The following is a 17,729-nucleotide window of genomic DNA, read 5'->3' on the forward strand; positions in this document are numbered from 1 at the left end:
GGAAGAGACGCCATAGCCGGGCTCGGCGCCATCATGAATAGGGGGTGAGCGGCATGCCGGTGTGTCGACAGGACAGGCAGGCATTCCGTTCAGATTACCGCGAGCTTACTCCGTGTCTAACATAAGGTCAGCATCAGGTCAGCATCGACTCAGCATCAGGTCAGCGCCAGCTTGAGCACGATGATGAAGATGACCGCGACCGTCAGCCACTTGACCCACCGCGCCCCCGCGGGACTCATGTTGACCCGCGCGCCGAGAAAGGCACCGCTCATGTTGCCGATCGCCAGCACCAGACCATAGGCCCAGCGCACCTGACCATCGAACACGAACACCGCCAGCGCCGGCAGGGTATACATCAACACGATGAAGACCTTGAAGACGTTGACCTGGGTCAGGTCGATCTTGAGCAGCCGGTAGAGCACCACGATGAACAGCACGCCGACACCGACCTGGATGAAGCCACCATAAATGCCGATGCCGAACATCGCCAGCACCACCACGGGCGTGACGCGCTCCGGCGTCAGTTCACGGGTGTCGATGCGCGGCGTCGGCAGCAGCATCATGATCGAACACACCACCATCACCACGATCAGGACACTCTCGAAGGCCTCGGCACTGATGCGGGTCGCCAGCCAGGCCCCCAGCATGGCGCCTGCCACGGCAGGCACGGCCAGCCGCCAGGCCACCCCCATGTTGTGTGCACCCGCCTTGAGGAAGGTGCTGGTCGCGGTCGCACTCTGCAGCGCGATCGCCACGCGATTGGTGGCATTGGCCTGGGCAGGCGGCAGACCGAGAAACATCAGCAATGGTAGCGTCAGCATCGAGCCACCCGCCGACAGCACATTGATGAAACCGGCCACGCCTCCCAGTGCAATCAGCGCCACTACGCTGATCAGATCAAGGCCGCTTGTCAGCCCTGCAACATCCGACATCATGCCGACATTCCTTGTCCCACTATTCCGTTGAGTGAAGACGCCTGTGGCAGACATGCCCCAGAGCGCGCGATGCCCGACACACCACCCTCGCGTGACTGAGCGGGGGAAAGTGATGCCGGGCATCGTTCATAGCATATCGCGTCGCGTCACGCCTGCTTCAGCCATATCGGCTGACGCGTCTGGCGCTCATCCGACACGCCTGGCTCAGTGCGCCAGCGCTTGCTGGCGGCCACTCTGGCGCACGCTGTAGGCCAGCACGCCCAGGAAGATGACCAGACCCGCGAGGTCGTAGGTCAGCTGACCATGCGGCCACAGCATCAGCGCACCCAGCGGGAACATCGCCAGACGCAGCCACCAGGGCAGCTCGTGCTCCAGATAGCCTTCCAGGCCCGCGACGATGGCGTAGATCCCGAACAGCGCGAACACGAACACCGTCAGCATCTCGCCGATGTCGCCGGAGATCAGCGGGCTCCAGGCGAACAGCAGCGGCACGATGTAGAGGCCCTTGGCGATCTTCCAGGCCATCAGGCCGGTCTTCATCGGCGGCGTGCGGGCGATCGCGGCTGCCGCGAAGGCGGTCAGGCAGACAGGCGGCGTGACGTTGGAATCCTGGGACAGCCAGAAGATGATCATGTGCGCACTCACCAGCGCCATGGTCAGTACGTGCGGCGACAGCGCCTGCTCATACAGCTGGCTCTGGAAGGTATCCGGCACCAGCGCCAGCAGTTCGCGGGCGGCGTCCATGCTCATCGGCGCGCCCAGCAGATCCAGCTTGTCCGGGGCTGCCAGCATGAAGATGGCCTTGGCCTGCTCCGGCAGGTTGCCCGCCGCCAGCAGATCCACCAGCTGGGAATGGGCGATCAGGTTGTAGAGCGCCGGGGCGGACAGCGTGCCCAGCACGATATAGGACGCCGTCACCGGCAGACCCATGCCCAGAATCAATGACGCCAGCGCGATCAGGATGATGGTGATCAGCAGGCTGCCACCCGCCCAGTCGGTGATCATCAGCGAGAAGGTGTTGCCGATACCGGTGGTGGAGACGACGTTGACGATCAGGCCGACGGTGATCAGCAGGATCGCGGTGGTGGTCATGTTGCGCACCCCGGCCAGCATCGCCTCGATGATGTCGCCGAGCTTCATCGGATTCTTCGACAGCCAAGAAGCCGCGATGACGGACAGGATCGCGATGCCGGCGGCGTAGGTCGGCGTGAAGCCATAGATCAGCGCGCCGACCAGCACGAACAGCGGTGCCAGATAGTGCCAGCCATCCTTGAGCACGTCCTTGAGACGCGGACCCTGCGGGTCGTCCAGCGCCGTGGCATCGGAGCGCTTGGCCTCGATGCGCACGAACATTGCCACCGACAGGAAGTAGAGCAGCGCCGGCAAGGCGGCCACGCCGACGATGGTCAGGTACGGCACCTGGGTGTAGGACGCCATGATGAAGGCGCCTGCACCCATCACCGGCGGCATCAGCTGACCACCGGTCGAGGCGGCTGCCTCGACGCCTGCCGCGAAGCGCGCCGGGAAGCCGGCACGGCGCATCAGAGGAATCGTGATCACGCCAGTGGAGACGGTGTTGGCGACACTCGAGCCTGACACCGAGCCCATCAGGCCGGAGGCGAACACGGCCACGAAGCCCGGACCACCCTTGAAGCGACCCGCCGCGCAGCGCGCCAGATCGATGATGAAGTCACCCGCGCCGGACTTGACCAGGAAGGCCCCGAACAGGATGAACATGAACACGTAGGACCAGGAGATGCGCGCGATGGAGCCCAGCATCCCTTCGCCACCGATGAAGCTTCTGAACAGCACCGTCTCCCAGGTCAGGCCCGGGAAGTTGAATACGCCGCCCACATACTTGCCCCACCAGGCCACGTAGGTCAGCGCGATCAGACACAACACCGGGATGAACCAGCCAGTGGTGCGACGCGCGAACTCGAGGATCAGACCGACCGCGACGATGGAGACCACCCAGTCCGCGGTGGAGAACACCACGCCACGGTCATAGAGCGCATCCTCGAAGCCGATCAGGTAGAGGCCGCAACCCAGTGCCGCCAGCCCCAGCAGGACATCCACGCCCAGCACCCAGCGCTTGGCACCATCACTGGCCGGGGTCAGCATCGGAATGGTCAGCGCGCACAGCAGACCGAACAGGCCGTAGTGCAAGGCGCTCACCCACAGCTCCGACAGGGTCGAGACGGTGTTGAAGTACAGGTGAGCCAGACAGATGACGATGGAGATCACGAAGACGGCACGCCCCAGCCAGGGCAGCTCCATGCGCCACGGCGCAGCTTCGGCGGATTCGTCGCGCACACCGGAGAGATCCGGCTCCTGCGCTTCGCTATCAGTGGGACGAGAGGGCTCTGGCGAGCGGGAATCATGCATGGCGTTGCCTCAAGACGGGATCAGACAGCGATGGCGCAGCGGCGACTTGCGTCACCATGCGCCCGGGCTTGCGAGGAGAATACGGGCTTCTACAACAATCATTCGTGGGCACTGCTCTGGTCCTGCGCCTCACCTTGTCCGCGCGGGGCAGTGACATGGCGCCGGACCGGCGGTGGTTTATTGGTCTGGGAAACTGCGCTGCCCTCACCGCCGCCAGAGGCGAGCGATGAGGGCAGCGGGAACATCAGGTGTGGATCACTCGGCGATCAGGCGCGCCGGAATCTCGATGCCCTGCTCCTTGAAGTAACGTGCGGCACCCGGATGCAGCGGCAGCGGCAGGCCCGCGATGGCCTTGTCGAGGGCCATGGCCTTGGTGGCCGGGTGGATGTTGTTCAGGAACGGCAGGTTCTCGTACATGGTCTTGGTGATCTGATAGACGTCTTCTTCGGAGACATCGTCACGCACCACCAGGATGTTCGGCTGGGCGATGGTGTTGATCGCCTCGTCCTGGCCCGGGTAGGTGCCAGCGGCAATTTCATACGGGGTCCACAGCTCGAACTGGGAGTTGACCTTGGCCAGCTGCTCTTCGGTGAAGTCCAGCGTGGTGATCTCACCGCCCAGGTTGGCGTAGGCGCGGGTCACGGCGGAGGCCGGTGCACCGGCCGGAATGTTCATGCCGTCGATGTTGCCGTTCTGCATCGCGTCGGCGCTCGGGCCATAGCCCATGTAGGCCAGATCCATCTTGTCGGCATCGATACCCAGCTGCTCGAGGATGAAGCGACCCGAGCCTTCGGTGCCGGAATTCTTCTTGCCGATGGAGAAGCTCTTGCCGTAGAAGTTGGTCATGTCCTCGATGGTGCCGGTCTTGACCTCATCGTTGCGGGCCACGAAGTGCTCGACGTTCTGCCACAGCATCGAGATGCTGCGCAGGTTCTTGTGCGCCTTGTTGACCGGCGGGGTGCCATTCCATGCCCAGGCGCCGTAGAGGCCCTGGATGATGCCGAACTGGGCCTGGTCCTCTTCCATCAGCTTGAGGTTCTCGCCGGAACCGGCAGAGGAGATCGCGGACACGGAGATGCCGGCGGTCGGCTCGAGCTTGACCTTGATCAGCGTGGAGAGTGCCACGCCGACCGGGTAGAAGGTGCCACCGGTGGTGGCGGTACCCATGATGTACTTGCCTTCCGCCTGAGCCACGGCACTGAGACCAAGAGAGGCTGCGATGGCGAGACCGAGACCGGCCTTGAGGATCTGGCGCTTTTGCATGGAGTGACTCCTTGGCGAACCTGCCGGGCGCAGGTTGAGCGTTCTTGTAATGTGGGTAGGCAGACGGACATAGCGGCTGAGCAGGCTCTGGCCCTGGGCGGTGCTGGCCATGTCGCGACCGACAATGCGCAAGGTAGCCCTCTTTTGCGTGGGGCGTTCGTTGCGAGCCTCTGCTTCAGCGTAGGAAGAAGGTTAGCAACTGTCCGCGCGACGCGGTATTTGGCGATGGGGGCATTGCGCAGCCTCCAGAGCGCGCACGGGCAATCCGCAAAGTGGCAGGATTCTGCCGATCTGGTCACACTGAGGGCATTCGCGGGTGTTCAAGCCAAGGCGTCCGCCACGATTCGGGTTACCCTTTGCCCTCGACTCACGCCCGCCCTGCTCCATCCGATCAAGGAGAGACGATGCCCCCCTTCAGCCTTCACCCGCAGCTGGATGCCGACACTCACTTCGTGGCCGATCTGCCGCTGTGCACCGTGCGCCTGATGAACGATGCGCGCTATCCGTGGCTGATACTGATTCCGCGCCGCGATGCCATCCGCGAGATCTATGAGCTGGACAGCAGCGCCCAGCAGCAGCTGTGGCAGGAAACCACCCAACTGGGCGAGCTGCTGATGACGGTGAGCGGCGGCGAGAAGCTCAATATCGGCGCACTGGGCAACATGGTGCCGCAGCTGCACATGCACGTGATCGCCCGCCGCAGCGATGATGCAGCCTGGCCGGGGCCGGTGTGGGGCGTCGGCACGGCCGAGCCCCACGACAACGAGGCGCTGACGGTACTGATCGACACCCTGCGCATGAAGATCGCCGAGCTGCCGAGCTATTCCTACTGACAGCGTCACCGGCGCTGTCACTGACAACTACGCTTTCACATCTACGACAACGGGGCCCGATGGGCCCCGTTGTCGTAACTCGCAGGTAGTGTGTGGCAGGTAGCAAGCGACAGGTAGTCAGTGGGATACCAGCCTTGCTGGCGCTGATCTCACTCGTCGCCTGAGGTCTGCCCTGAGGATCTCGGGCCCAGAGGGCTCTGGAGGGAGGTGCCCGGCGCCGAGCGATCGAACGGCGAAGCACCACGACCGGTGGAAGAGTCCAGCGCCTTGAGACTGCTGGCGACCAGCAAGGCGCCGAAGACAGTGATGATGATGCCGCCGAGCAGACCGACCAGCGCCGCCCACGGCCACTGACGACGCGCGCGGCCGTCCGAGTGCGGCCCACCCAGGCGCGCGCCGGCCGCCGCCAGACGTCCGCTGGCCTTCATGATCAAGGTGGCCATCGCCACGCTACCCACCGTCAGCGCGGTGCCCAATGACATCGCCAGCACCGCCAGTACCCCGCTGCCGACCATATTCAGCGCCAGCGCGGCCAGCAAGACCAGAATCGCGCCGGAACACGGCCGCAGGCCGATCGCCAGCACCGCCATGCCCATGGTGCGCCAGTCGCCACTGGCCTGCTCCGCCGTCACGCCATGCGCATGACCGCAACCGCAGTCATGTCCATGTGAATGAACATGGCCGTGAGAGTGAGAGTGAGAGTGAGAATGTGAGTGGTCGTGGCCAGGCGACGGCTCGAACGCCAGCCCCTGCATCGCTGACGCCTCTGGCTTGGTCGTGCCTGAAACCGGGCTTGAGACAGCCCGGGCGCTGAGCGCGCGCCACAAGGAACGCGCGGCGCGCCACAGCAACAGCCCCCCCAGTACCAGCACCCCGAGATGACTGAGCAAGGTGACCTTCTCGACCTGCCCGAGCACATCGCGCCCCGCCCAGTCGAGCAGCCCCGCCCCGAGGCCGACCAGCACCAGTGCACTGACGCCCTGCAGCAAGGCCGCCAGCAGTGACAGCCACAGCGCGCGGCGCCGAACGATGGGCTGACTGACCAGCAGCGTACTGATGACGACCTTGCCATGCCCGGGGCCCGCGGCATGCAGCACGCCATAGGCGAAGGACAGCCCGATCAGCGCCCAGGGGGTGCCCGGATGCGCGGCAAGCTCGCTCATCGCTCGCCCCAGCGAGCGCTGGAAACGTGATTGCTCGGCGAAGACCCACCCCAGCGCCTCGCCCCAGCCCTGCACCAGGCCTGGCCAGAGCGCCATGCCCAGCACGAGCAGCCCGCAGCCGACCGCCAGCCAACCGGCCAGGCGCCGCCCTCGCGACGTGGCCGGCTTCAGCAGGCCATCGCGCATGCCCTTGAGGCTCTTGATATCGCCAAGCCCGCTGGTGTCCTTCGGCTCACTGCTCATCAGCCACCTCACAGCTGACACTGCCGACTTCGGCGAAGTACTGGCCGAGATCCATCGGAGCAGTGGCGTTGATATCCAGCATCGAGGCCTCGGCGACCTTGGACGGGTCCGGGTCGGCCGGCGAGATTCCCGGCGTGCAGCTCAGCGCCGAGCCCTGCCCTTCCAGCCCGCTCACCACCAGTCCTTGCTGCACGGCGATGGCGTCCGGGTCATGCAGTATCTCGATGTAATAGGTGGGATCGTAGATGCGATAACTGAGGGTGTGGCCAGCCATCGCGACCGGCTCGGCCAGCGGCAGCTCCATCTGGAAGGCGACACGCTCGCCCTTGAGCCAGGTGGTCTGGCGCGTCGCCTTGCCAAGCGCCACGGGCTCGCCGTCCAGGGTGACATGGGTGTAGTAATCGAACTGCGACAGATTGGCCAGAATCTCGCTGCCCAGCACATCGAGACGCTGCTCCATGCTGGTATCGTCCTCAAGTGCGGACAGCTCCTGACGCAGCGTCAGGCTGTAGAAGGGGTCGAGCAGCCAATACTGGCGCATCGCGACGGCCCGCCCCTGGTCATCGAGACGCAACGTCACTCGCAGGTCGACCCAGCCGTGCGGGTGGGCGGCGGCAGGCTGACTGACGACCAGGGTGCCCAGCATCAGCAACGGCGTCAGCCAGGCTACGGGGCGCAGGCCATGACGAGATGGGAAACGCGCCAGCGCGGACGACAGCGCCGCCACCAGGCGATGAACAGCAACAGACATCGAGAAACTCCGGCAGAACGTCACGGGGACGACAGGAAAGATTTGGCAGGATGTTACTTCATGACCAGACGGGCGGCACCCCGACGCAGCCCGAGGACACCTTCGACAAGCAGTGGTGATGGTCAGTTCGCCGGATCCTCATGACCATGACGAAAGTCTTCACGGCGCAGTCCGTACTTGTGCATCTTGAGATTGAGCGTGCGCCGCGGCAGTGCCAGCTCCTCCAGCACCTGAGCGATGTTGCCGCGTGCGCGGGTCAGGGCGGCGCGAATCAAGGTCGACTCGAACATCGCCACCTGTGCCGCCAGCCCCTGGTCCTCGCTGCTCGCCAGCGCCTCGTCGCTCCCACCATTGCCGGCCTCATCTGCATTCTCCTTTGCTGAGGCATTGCCCGGCGCGGATGGCTGTCGCGTCGTGGACAATTCCCCCAGCACCACACGGCGACTGGCGGCCTGGCGCAGCTGCCAGAGATTGCCCGGCCAGTCCGCCGCCATCAATGCAGCCAGCTCACCGCTGGCGAAGGGTTGCGCCTCCACCTCGTGCACCTCGGCGGCCTGACGGCTGAAGTGCGCCATCAGCAACGGGATATCCTCGCGCCGCTCGCGCAGGGCGGGTGTCGTCAGTTCGATCTCGGCCAGCGCATGCCCCAGGGTGCGAGTCAGAGGCCCGCTTGCCATCAAGTCACCCACGCTGCACAGCGCGCTGCACACCAGCCGCGGCGCCTGGCGGGCGCCGTCCTCACGAGTGGCGATCCAGCCGTCCAGCCACTGCCATTGCGCGCCACTCAGTTGGTCCACCTCATGCAGCAGCAAGGTATTGGCTGCAGGACATGCCGCGAGTGCATCCTCGATCGCGCTCGCCAGTGCCTCCGCGCCCTCTGCCCTGGCTTGCGACAGGGGGGCGCATTCCACTCGCGCCAGCAAGGCCGTCGCCGCCGTCGGCATGGCGGTAGATGAGAGCGATGCCTCAGCAGGCGGCGCATGCTCGGCCAGCGCCAGCGCCAGAGTGCTGCGCCCGCTGCCCGTCTCGCCGCTGATCCAGACACGCGCCGGATGTCCGCGCAATTCAAGCAATCGCTCACGCAGCTGGCGAATCTGACGACTCTCGCCACGCAGCAGACCACTGAGGCCGCGCACGCTCAAGCGGCGGCGCAGGCGTTGGTTTTCATCACTCAGACGCCGCCCCGCCAGCGCCTGACGCAGCTTGAGCTCCAGTGCTTCGGGGTCAAACGGCTTCTCGATGAAATCGCGCGCGCCGGCCTGCATCGCGGCAACGGCCGTGGCGACATCGCCGTGGCCGGTCATCATCAGCACCGGCAGCTCCGGTGCCTGCAGCGCAAGCCGCGCCAACAGCGTCAGGCCATCCATGCCCGGCATGCGAATATCACTGATCACCACGCTGACCGGCTCGGCGGCAGCCAAGGCTTCCAGCAGCGCCTCGGCGCGCGAGAAGCAGCGCAGGTGGATCTCGGCCAGTTCCAGCCACTGGGTGAGGGATTCACGCACCGCCGGGTCGTCATCCACCAGCCATATCGGGGCCTCGCGGGTCAGATCGCTGTCCTGCTGCAGGCGCAGCTCTGCCGGGTCCAGGCCCGTGGCGGCAAACTCCTCTGCGCCCTCGAAGCCAGCGCTGTCGTGCGTATAGCCTGTCATTCGTGCGAATACCCCGTCATGTCACGGATTGCTGCCCGCTGCCTTGCCGTGGAGTGTCGTCAGTGGCGTGCTCCGCTTCGGACGCCGGCGTACGTAGCCACAATTCGAAGCAGGCGCCGCCCAGCGCAGAGCCATCGGCCAGACGCAGCTGGCCACCGAGGTCGCGCGCCAGGCCATAACTCAGAAACAGCCCCATCCCCATGCCTTCACCGACCTCACGTGTGGTGGTGAAGGGATCGAACAGCGTGGCACGCAGCGCAGGGTCGATGCCGGGGCCATTGTCCTCGATACGCAGACATCCGCCCGGCTGCCCCTCAAGACTGGCCACTGACGGCCAGGCCTGCCAACTGAGGCGCAATCTCGGGGCCGCGCGGCCATCGTCAGGCTCGTCGCTCTGCTGACCGGCCTGCTGCGCTTTCTGCTCCCCTTCCAGCGCATCGAGCGCATTGCGGATCAGGTTGGTCAGCAACTGCTCGAGACGCACCTGTTCGCCCATCACGATGACGTCCCGGGGCAGCGCCTCCCGCTCCACCGTCAGATCGAGGGCGGTGACTCGCTCGGCGAGCAATTCCAGTGCGAAGTCGATGCGTGGCGCCAGCGCCAGGGCAACGGGTGCCTGCTGACTGGCCGGACGCACGAAGACCCGCAACTGGCGAATCATGTCCGCCAGGCGCTCGGACAGCTCACTGATGCGCGTGAAGTTGCTGGCGGCGGATTCGGCGGCACGTGCGGTCAACTCGGGGCGCGTTGCGGCGGAGGCGATGCCCCGCGCCAGCAGTTTGCCGCCGCTGGCAGCGTAGGTGCGAATGCCGACCAGCGGCTGATTGAGCTCATGGGCGATACCGGCCGCCATGGTGCCCAGTGCGGCCAGCTTGCCGGCCTGCACCAGCTCATCACGCGTGGCCTCGAGTTCGCGCGAGCGCTGGGCGACCCGCTCCTCGAGGCGCTCGTTGATCTCGCGCATCATCACCGCTTCACGCCGAATCAGCCCCAGGCGCGCCTGACGCTCGCGCATCCACAGTGCCATCATCGCCAGCCCCAGAATCACGGCGAGCCCGACCAGCACCACATTGCGCGCCTGAATATAAAGTGGCCGCAGCGGCATCAGAAAATGCAGCTGCCAGCCCAGCGGCCCGCTGGCCAGCGACTCATCCAGATAGCGTTGGCCCATCGCCGCCGTCGGCAGCGGCACGATCTTCGACGCCGCCAGCTCGTGGTTGTCACCCAGCACCAGGCTACCGTCCTCCAACTCCCGCGACAGCGGTGTCAGCGGCGCTCCGCGGAACTGCTGCTGCGCCCGAATGCTGTCCAGCGCCTGCGGCTCGATCGCCTCCAGCGCGCGATATTTCCAGTTACGCCGCGAGGCCAGCAGCACGATGCGATTGGCATCGGCGAGCAGCACCGTCTCTCCCGCCTGGCGCCAGGTATCCTCCAGCGCTTCCAGCGAGACCTTGACCACCATGACGCCCAGCGGCTGGCCCTCGGCCGCCAGCACCGGCGCCGAGACGAAATAGCCGGGACGCCCGGTGGTATTGCCGACGGCGAAGAATTCACCGCGCCCGCGCGCCAGGGCATCGATGAAATAGGGGCGATAGTCGTAGCGATAGCCGACGAAACTGTCTGGCTGATCGAAGTTGCTCGCGGCCACGGTCATGCCGTCGCGGTCGGTCAGGAAGATGGCCGCCGCGCCGGAGGCGCGCGCGACACGCCGCAGATGCTGGTTGAGGTCACTGCTCGAACCTAGGGAAGCGACGGCGCTGGCGGCATCGGGCTGATCTGAGGGGATCACAGGCGCCGTTGCCGCAGGTGGAACGCCCTGCTCGCCGAGGGCGATGCGCACACGGGCCTGGCGTGCCAGCAATTCCGGCAGCCACTGGAAGCGCGACAACTCGGCATTCAGGGTGCTGGCGTAGAAATTCAGACGAGTCGCGGCGTGCTGGCGGGCATCACGCTCGCTGCGCGCCAACTCCCAGTGCCAGAGAGCAAACAAGGCCATCAGCCCGACCAGCAGGCTGGCCGAGAGCGCCAGCCAGGCCAGACGCCGACGGCGCAGCGCACTCAGCGTCATGGGCAGTCACACCGCGCGAGCGCGGGCTCGCCCGGGCTCCGGCTCTGCCTGCCTGCAAGGTGCTGCACAAGGCCAGTGAGGCGACGCTGGGGGCCACCTCGTGGAGTTGTCATGTGCGGAGCAGTCACGGCGCGCCGATCACCGGCACGGTGCGCGCATTCAGGGTCACGGCGACCTCCACCAGCAGGTTGTCGAGGCGGCCCGGCGCGATATCGGCGCCATTGCTGTCACCGCTCACGCTGAGACGAATCTGGCCGTTGACCTCGCTCACCCAGGCTTCCAGCGCCAGCGGCGGCCGGGCAGCGTAGCTGGCATCGAGACGCTCGAGGTCCGGGTCTGCCCGCTCGATGATGAAGCCACGCTCCGCCAGCGTCGTCAGCAGGGTGACGAAGACCTGCCGGGAGCTCAGGGTGCCACTGTTGGGGGCGATCACCGCGGTGCGTGAGTCCGGCGCATGGGTCGGCTGATTCATGCAGCCACCCAGTACCAGCAGACCGGCGAGCAGCGTCGCGAGCCCCAGACGTTGCCACAGAGAGCGTGGAGATACCTTGCACATGACCATCAGCGAACCTCCCGTGGATCACGACCCGCCAGCGCGGCCTGCAGCTGACGCTCGATCTGGCGGCAGCTGTCGCTGTCATTGTGAGGACGGGCATCGATGACGTAGCCACCCTGATTGATGACCTGCTCATCGCGGATCACGCGCACGCGCTCGTCCGGCGCGACCAGCGAAATGCGCTCGAAGCTGATCGGGTCATCACGGAAGGTGTCATGGCCGACGCCCACGCCGAAATCGTTGCCTGCCGCGACGCCATAGCCCACCGAGAAGCCGATGCGCGAGCCGAAGGGCCCGTCGATCGCACCCAGGCCCGGCTGGTCCACCTTGCGCTCACCCGTCACCACGCCCAGCGCCTGTTCACTCTCGCGGATCTTGTAACCACGGGCTTCCACGACCTGCGCCGCGGCACGCAACCACTGATTGGCATCGCCCTGACGCGGGAAGATGCAGGCCTCGGGCAGGCCAGCGCTGTCATTCGCGGCCAGCGGGTCCTTGCCGGAAAGGGCCGAGCAACCGCTCAGCAGCACCAGCCCCACTGCGAGCAATGTCATGCGCGGCAGTCGCGAGCGTGCTGACGTGTCAGCCAGGTCCGGCCGCGCGGGAAATTCGGAAAGTCGATGGAGCATGCGAACGTCTCCGGTCAGCCATTTGAGTCGACGCGACATCATGATTTTCACACCATGAGACACACCAGAGGCACTAGACTGACACATAAGTCTTGTAGGGTTTCTGCATAATTATGGTATCAAGACAGCGGGATACCCTGGATGCAGGAAACCTCATCTTAGCCTCCAGCCATGCCAGCGCCTACCGTATCCAGCACCCGACAATCCGTGACAAGGCCGCACTGGCATTGCCATTTCACACGACGATCACGCAACGCCAGTACTACCAGTGCCACTCGCTCGGTGCGCAAACCGCCGGTCATCGCGCGCAACACTGGTTACATATGGAAACGATATCGCGCGGACAACTCACGACGCTACAGGTTCAATAAGTTACCATTATCGACGAATAGGCAATCAGGGAGAGAAATTTATGTCAGAAAATGCCGACCAGCCCACGGTCGCCAAGATCAATCCGCCAGTCTTCTTCGGCTCCGCCGCCGTGATTCTGGCGTTCGTGATCTTTACGGTCGCCATGCCGGATACCGCGCAGACCGCCTTCGGTCATGTCCAGACCTGGATCATCGACACCGTCGGCTGGTTCTACCTGCTGGCCATGGGCCTGTTCGTGATCTTCACGCTGGGTCTCGCCTTCTCGAGCTATGGCGACATCAAGCTGGGGCCAGACCATTCCGAGCCGGACTTCAGCTACGGCTCCTGGTTCGCGATGCTGTTCTCCGCGGGCATGGGCATCGGCTTGATGTTCTATGGCGTTGCCGAGCCTGTCTTCCACTTCACTGCGCCTCCGGTCGGCGATGCCGGCACCGTCGAGGCCGCCCGTGAGGCCATGAAGACCACCTTCTTCCACTGGGGCATCCACGCCTGGGGCGTCTATGCCGTGGTGGCGCTGGCACTGGCCTACTTCAGCTTCCGCCATAACCTGCCGCTGCGCATCAGCTCTGCGCTGTATCCGCTGATCGGCAAGCGCATCCATGGCCCGATCGGCCATGCCGTCGATATCTTCGCCGTCTTCGGCACCATGTTCGGGGTCGCGACCTCGCTGGGCCTGGGCGTGCTGCAGGTCAGCTCCGGTCTGCATTACCTGTTCGATATCGACAATGACCTGACCACCCAGATCATCCTGATCGCCATCATCACCTGTCTGGCGACCGTTTCCGTGGTCATGGGCCTGGACGGCGGCATCCGTCGTCTCTCCGAGCTGAACCTTGGCTTGGCACTGGCGCTGATGCTGTTCGTGCTGTGCGTTGGTCCGACCATCTTCCTGCTGCAGACGCTGATCCAGAACATCGGTGGCTATCTCAGCGAAGTGGTCGACAAGACCTTCAACATGTTCGCCTATATCCCGGAAGATGGCCCGTCCAAGTGGCTGGGTGGCTGGACCCTCTTCTACTGGGGCTGGTGGATCGCGTGGTCCCCGTTCGTGGGCATGTTCATCGCGCGCGTCTCGCGTGGCCGCACCATCCGTGAGTTCGTCTACGGCGTGCTGTTCGTGCCGATGGGCTTCACCTTCCTGTGGCTGACCTTCTTCGGCGACAGCGCCCTGCACATGCTGCTCACCGATACCGCAGGCAACCTGGCGGAAGCGGTCTCCGCCGATGCTTCCGTGGCGCTGTTCAAGTTCCTGGAGCTCTTCCCGTTCGGCAGCATCACCTCCATGCTGGCCACCCTGCTGGTAGTGACCTTCTTCGTCACCTCCTCGGATTCCGGCTCGCTGGTCATCGACATGCTGACCTCCAAGGAAGGTGACGAATCTCCTGTCTGGCAGCGTGTCTTCTGGGCCTTCTCCGAAGGTTTCGTCGCCGTGGCGCTGCTGATGGCAGGTGGCCTGGGTGCACTGCAGACCGCCTCACTGGCCTCTGCCCTGCCGTTCGCGATCATCCTGATGTTCGTCTGCTATGGCCTGCTCAAGGCACTGCGTCTCGAGGGCGTCAAGCAACGCTCCATGCAGCACCTGAGCAACACGCCGGGGCACACCGCCGGTGGCGCACGCAGCTGGCAGAAGCGCGTCCAGACCCTGGTCGAGACGCCGCGTCAGAAGAACGTCGAGCAATACCTGATCAACACCGTCACGCCGGCACTGGCGGATGTCGCGAAGGAATTCGAGGCCCAGGGCCTGGATACTCGCGTCAATGACGAGGAAGACCGCAGCTATCTGCAGGTCAGCCACGGCGAGGAAGTCGACTTCGTCTACGGTGTGCGGGTGCGCGAATACGCAGCACCGGCCTTCGCGCTGCGCAACGTCAAGCGCAAGGGCACCAGCGACGTGGAACGTCATTACCGCGCCGAGGTCTTCCTGCGTGAAGGTGGCCAGACCTATGACGTCATGGGTTACACCAAGGAGCAGGTGATCGGCGACGTGCTGGACCAGTACGAGAAGCACATGCACTTCCTGCACATGGCGCGCAACTGACGCCTGAGCGTTGCAGAAGTGATGACAGCTGATGACATGGCTGTCGCAAAGGCCCCGCCCCGTGCGGGGCCTTTGCGTATGTGGCCGAAATCAGAATGTCCGAGCTGACGACATTGGCTGCAATATCCGTGTGCGACCTTGAAAACCGCGTGCGCGCACCACATCTCTTTCCAAGCATTCATCTACGGCTTGAGGGTGGTGCGCCGGCGACGATAGGGGCGGCCGATGAGGGCGATACAGTGAATTCGTTACCCTGCATCCCGACCAGCCTCTACACTGGTGGCATACTGGCAGCACGGCTCGCCACCTGCATCTCCACTTTCCCCACAATGCCGTTCACTTCACATTTTTCAGGAGAGTCTTCATGTCCAACGATACCAATGCCATCGGCCTGCACACTGCCAGCGCCACTCAGCTGGCCGAGCACCTCAACATCCTGCTGGCCAACTACCAGACCTTCTATATGAATGCCCGTGGCTACCACTGGAACGTGAAGGGCAACCAGTTCTTCGAGCTGCACGTGAAGTTCGAGGAAACCTACACCGACCTGCTGACCAAGGTCGACGAGATCGCCGAGCGTATCCTGACCCTGGGTCACGAGCCGCTGCACGCCTACAGTGACTACGCACGTGTCGCCACCATCAAGGAAGACACCCATGTCAGCGACGGCACGGCTTGCATCAAGGGCCTGCTGACCGGTTACAAGTCTCTGATCGAACTGCAGCGCGAGATCATGTCCGTCGCGTCTGACGCCGATGATGAAGGCACCGCCTCACTGGTCGGTGACTACATCCGCGAGCAGGAAAAGACCGTGTGGATGCTGTCCGCCTACCTGGGCGAGTAAGCGCTCAAGCCAATGCAGCGCCAGGACATGGCAGCGCGGATCTCTGATACTGCTGCCTGACGCTGTATTTGACTGACACTGGGCCGCGAGGCATTCGCGCAGTGTGAACGCCGCCTTTCGACCCTGCACACGCGGGACTCGGAAGGCGGCGTTGTCATGTGGCCATGAAGGCCCGCCAAATACCGACCAGGAGGGTTGCATGTCACTGCCGCTGACACGTCTGCTACGCAAGCTGCTGCATGTGGCTGCCAAGCCCATGCGCCACGCCCAGGGCAAGGATGGCTATGTCATTCACGCCTATCGTGGCTACGGCTCGCACAGCGAAGCCTTTCTGATGGGGCGCATCTTCCGCCAGCCAGGCTCACGCAGCCAGCTGGCCCCCGGTGCCGGGCGCGACCTGATGGATGTCGGCCGCCGCATGCTGCGCTGGGGCAAGAGCGGCGTCGAGGTAGAGGTCGCGCTGGGGGACAACCGCACCACCGCCATTACCGACCGCGATGGCTACTTCAGTGTGCATCTGCCGCTCGATGCGCCACTGGAGCACCAGGGCCAATGGCATACCGCCCGCATCACGGCGTGTCCGCCAAAGCAGCCCCCGGTGGAGGGCGAGGCACAGGTCTATCTCCCCCCCATCAGTACGCGCCTCGGGGTGATCAGCGATATCGACGACACCGTGATGTACACCGGTGTCGCCAACAAGCTCAAGATGCTTTATCGCCTGTTCATCGAGTCTGCCGAACGCCGCACCGCCTTCCCCGGCGTGGCCGCGCTCTATCAGGCGCTCCATGAGGGTGATGACGGCCAGCAGCAGCGCCCGCTGCTCTATGTGTCGCGTGGTCCGTGGAGCATCTACGAGATGCTGGAAGTCTTCTTCCAGCACAATCGCATCCCGGTCGGGCCGATCCTGTTCCTGCGCGAGTGGGGGCTGACCCTGCAACGCCCGCTGCCCAGACGCTCCGAAGACCACAAGCAGGCGCTGATCGAGAAGATGCTCGGCCTGTATGACGAGATGCAGTTTCTGCTCATCGGCGACAGCGGCCAGCATGACCCGGAGGTCTACGCCGAAGTCGTGCGCCGCTATCCCGGTCGCATCTGCGCGATCTACATCCGCCAGATAGGCGATTCGGACTCGCGCAAGGCCGAACTGGACCAGCTTGGCGAGGAGCTGGCCGCTCTCGGCTGCGTGATGCTGTTGAGCACCAATAGCCTCGACATGGCGCACCACGCGCATGCCAACGGCTACATCGATGCCGCCAGCGTCGAGATGGTGCGTGCCGAGATCGAGCACCAGCTCGCCGACGAACCGGCCTGAGCGCTTCGAACGCCAGCGGACAGGTAGCGGCAACACAACGCAAGACGGAGACCCCGAGGTCTCCGTCTTGCGTTTGTGTGACTGACATATGGCTCACCGGACGGCACAGCCGAAGGACGGCCTCAGACGATGCGTGAGCGAATCAGCCGATCGAGCGACAGGCGTCCCGGGCCTTGCAGCACCAGCACCAGCAGGCTGGAGAGCCACAGACCGTGGGTCACCCAGGCATGGGGATAGACGAACAGCTGGATGGTCAGCGTCATGAGGGCCAGCCCCAGCGCCGCGAAGCGCGTCCCCAGCCCCAGCCACAGCATCAGCGGGAAGAGGTGCTCGGCGATGGTCGCAAGCCACGCGGCCAGTATCGGCGAGACCAGCGGCAAGGCGTATTCGTGCTCGAACAGGAAGAAGGTGCTGTCCTTGATCGAGAAACCGTCGACCTTGGTCTGCGCCGACATGAAGAACACGGCACCGACCACGATACGCATCAGGATCAGTACCGCATCCATGCGCAGGTTTTCCAGCCAGACGAACACTTTCAGGGCCTGCCCCGCCACACCGGTCCGAACCGCAGGCGTCGTTGATGATTCAAGGCTCATGATGAGAACTCCTCAAGAGTGCGCCAGGGCGCGAAGGGTCGAGCGGAAAAGAACCGTGCAGGATAGAACCGTGCAGGATGGAACAGAGC

General features: G+C 64.5%; 14 protein-coding genes. 4 read left to right on the forward strand and 10 right to left on the reverse strand.

Annotation, left to right across the window (positions count from 1 at the left end):
• Positions 1 to 155 precede the first annotated feature (155 nt).
• The 3 genes from QQF40_RS04535 to QQF40_RS04545 form a co-directional block, all read right to left on the reverse strand.
• Complete coding sequence (locus QQF40_RS04535) at positions 156 to 935, reverse strand: sulfite exporter TauE/SafE family protein (protein WP_254627115.1); 780 nt, start codon at positions 933 to 935, stop codon at positions 156 to 158.
• A 204-nt stretch (positions 936 to 1,139) separates the two neighbouring features.
• Positions 1,140 to 3,212 (reverse strand): TRAP transporter permease, encoded by a 2,073-nt coding sequence (locus QQF40_RS04540; protein WP_254627132.1) that lies wholly within the window; start codon positions 3,210 to 3,212, stop codon positions 1,140 to 1,142.
• Positions 3,213 to 3,575: 363 nt separating this feature from the next.
• Complete coding sequence (locus QQF40_RS04545; RefSeq protein ID WP_175090037.1) at positions 3,576 to 4,583, reverse strand: TAXI family TRAP transporter solute-binding subunit; 1,008 nt, start codon at positions 4,581 to 4,583, stop codon at positions 3,576 to 3,578.
• Between the two features lie 404 nt (positions 4,584 to 4,987).
• On the opposite strand from QQF40_RS04545, the gene QQF40_RS04550 reads away from it, so the two are divergent.
• Entirely contained in the window at positions 4,988 to 5,416 is a 429-nt protein-coding gene (locus tag QQF40_RS04550) for an HIT domain-containing protein (RefSeq protein WP_285460572.1), read from the forward strand.
• 149 nt (positions 5,417 to 5,565) lie between these two features.
• On the opposite strand, the gene QQF40_RS04555 is transcribed toward QQF40_RS04550, so the two are convergent.
• The 6 genes from QQF40_RS04555 to QQF40_RS04580 all read right to left on the reverse strand — a co-directional run bounded on the left by QQF40_RS04555 (position 5,566) and on the right by QQF40_RS04580 (position 12,478).
• Positions 5,566 to 6,822, reverse strand: a complete 1,257-nt coding sequence (locus tag QQF40_RS04555; RefSeq protein WP_285460573.1) for a nickel/cobalt transporter — start codon at positions 6,820 to 6,822, stop codon at positions 5,566 to 5,568.
• Positions 6,812 to 7,573, reverse strand: coding sequence for a DUF1007 family protein (locus QQF40_RS04560; protein WP_175090040.1), 762 nt, complete (start codon positions 7,571 to 7,573; stop codon positions 6,812 to 6,814). Before QQF40_RS04560 ends, QQF40_RS04555 begins: the two co-directional genes overlap by 11 nt.
• 122 nt (positions 7,574 to 7,695) lie before the next feature.
• Positions 7,696 to 9,225, reverse strand: coding sequence for a sigma-54-dependent transcriptional regulator (locus QQF40_RS04565; protein WP_175090041.1), 1,530 nt, complete (start codon positions 9,223 to 9,225; stop codon positions 7,696 to 7,698).
• Between the two features lie 16 nt (positions 9,226 to 9,241).
• Entirely contained in the window at positions 9,242 to 11,293 is a 2,052-nt protein-coding gene (locus QQF40_RS04570) for a sensor histidine kinase (RefSeq protein WP_285460574.1), read from the reverse strand.
• A 124-nt stretch (positions 11,294 to 11,417) separates the two neighbouring features.
• Positions 11,418 to 11,855, reverse strand: a complete 438-nt coding sequence (locus QQF40_RS04575; protein WP_285460575.1) for a hypothetical protein — start codon at positions 11,853 to 11,855, stop codon at positions 11,418 to 11,420.
• Positions 11,855 to 12,478 carry a hypothetical protein gene (locus QQF40_RS04580; protein WP_175090044.1) on the reverse strand — a complete coding sequence of 208 codons (624 nt, stop codon included), beginning with the start codon at positions 12,476 to 12,478 and terminating at the stop codon, positions 11,855 to 11,857. Before QQF40_RS04580 ends, QQF40_RS04575 begins: the two co-directional genes overlap by 1 nt.
• 412 nt (positions 12,479 to 12,890) lie before the next feature.
• Here QQF40_RS04580 and QQF40_RS04585 point away from each other — a divergent pair, with 412 nt between their 5' ends.
• The 3 genes from QQF40_RS04585 to QQF40_RS04595 all read left to right on the forward strand — a co-directional run bounded on the left by QQF40_RS04585 (position 12,891) and on the right by QQF40_RS04595 (position 17,044).
• Entirely contained in the window at positions 12,891 to 14,888 is a 1,998-nt protein-coding gene (locus QQF40_RS04585; protein ID WP_285460576.1) for a BCCT family transporter, read from the forward strand.
• A gap of 364 nt (positions 14,889 to 15,252) precedes the next feature.
• Positions 15,253 to 15,732: a Dps family protein gene (locus QQF40_RS04590; RefSeq protein WP_166019656.1), complete on the forward strand. Its 480-nt coding sequence runs from the start codon at positions 15,253 to 15,255 to the stop codon at positions 15,730 to 15,732.
• A 199-nt stretch (positions 15,733 to 15,931) separates the two neighbouring features.
• The gene (locus QQF40_RS04595) at positions 15,932 to 17,044 is read left to right on the forward strand and encodes an App1 family protein phosphatidate phosphatase (RefSeq protein ID WP_175090046.1); all 1,113 of its coding nucleotides are present in this window, start codon (positions 15,932 to 15,934) and stop codon (positions 17,042 to 17,044) included.
• A 122-nt stretch (positions 17,045 to 17,166) separates the two neighbouring features.
• Here QQF40_RS04595 and QQF40_RS04600 read toward each other — a convergent pair whose 3' ends face one another.
• On the reverse strand, positions 17,167 to 17,640 hold the full coding sequence (locus QQF40_RS04600; protein ID WP_285460577.1) for a DoxX family protein: 474 nt from the start codon (positions 17,638 to 17,640) through the stop codon (positions 17,167 to 17,169).
• Positions 17,641 to 17,729: the final 89 nt, after the last annotated feature.

Source organism: Cobetia sp. LC6 (assembly GCF_030264805.1).
GTDB lineage: Bacteria > Pseudomonadota > Gammaproteobacteria > Pseudomonadales > Halomonadaceae > Cobetia.

Bases quoted from the DNA above. Each gene is read 5' to 3' on its own strand.
- QQF40_RS04565 (WP_175090041.1), bottom strand. From the start codon at position 9,225: ATGACAGGCTATACGCACGACAGCGCTGGCTTCGAGGGCGCAGAGGAG.
- QQF40_RS04600 (WP_285460577.1), bottom strand. From the start codon at position 17,640: ATGAGCCTTGAATCATCAACGACGCCTGCGGTTCGGACCGGTGTGGCG.
- QQF40_RS04540 (WP_254627132.1), bottom strand. From the start codon at position 3,212: ATGGAGCTGCCCTGGCTGGGGCGTGCCGTCTTCGTGATCTCCATCGTC.
- QQF40_RS04535 (WP_254627115.1), bottom strand. From the start codon at position 935: ATGATGTCGGATGTTGCAGGGCTGACAAGCGGCCTTGATCTGATCAGC.
- QQF40_RS04580 (WP_175090044.1), bottom strand. From the start codon at position 12,478: ATGCTCCATCGACTTTCCGAATTTCCCGCGCGGCCGGACCTGGCTGAC.
- QQF40_RS04585 (WP_285460576.1), top strand. From the start codon at position 12,891: ATGTCAGAAAATGCCGACCAGCCCACGGTCGCCAAGATCAATCCGCCA.
- QQF40_RS04545 (WP_175090037.1), bottom strand. From the start codon at position 4,583: ATGCAAAAGCGCCAGATCCTCAAGGCCGGTCTCGGTCTCGCCATCGCA.
- QQF40_RS04550 (WP_285460572.1), top strand. From the start codon at position 4,988: ATGCCCCCCTTCAGCCTTCACCCGCAGCTGGATGCCGACACTCACTTC.
- QQF40_RS04560 (WP_175090040.1), bottom strand. From the start codon at position 7,573: ATGTCTGTTGCTGTTCATCGCCTGGTGGCGGCGCTGTCGTCCGCGCTG.
- QQF40_RS04555 (WP_285460573.1), bottom strand. From the start codon at position 6,822: ATGAGCAGTGAGCCGAAGGACACCAGCGGGCTTGGCGATATCAAGAGC.
- QQF40_RS04595 (WP_175090046.1), top strand. From the start codon at position 15,932: ATGTCACTGCCGCTGACACGTCTGCTACGCAAGCTGCTGCATGTGGCT.
- QQF40_RS04570 (WP_285460574.1), bottom strand. From the start codon at position 11,293: ATGACGCTGAGTGCGCTGCGCCGTCGGCGTCTGGCCTGGCTGGCGCTC.
- QQF40_RS04575 (WP_285460575.1), bottom strand. From the start codon at position 11,855: ATGGTCATGTGCAAGGTATCTCCACGCTCTCTGTGGCAACGTCTGGGG.
- QQF40_RS04590 (WP_166019656.1), top strand. From the start codon at position 15,253: ATGTCCAACGATACCAATGCCATCGGCCTGCACACTGCCAGCGCCACT.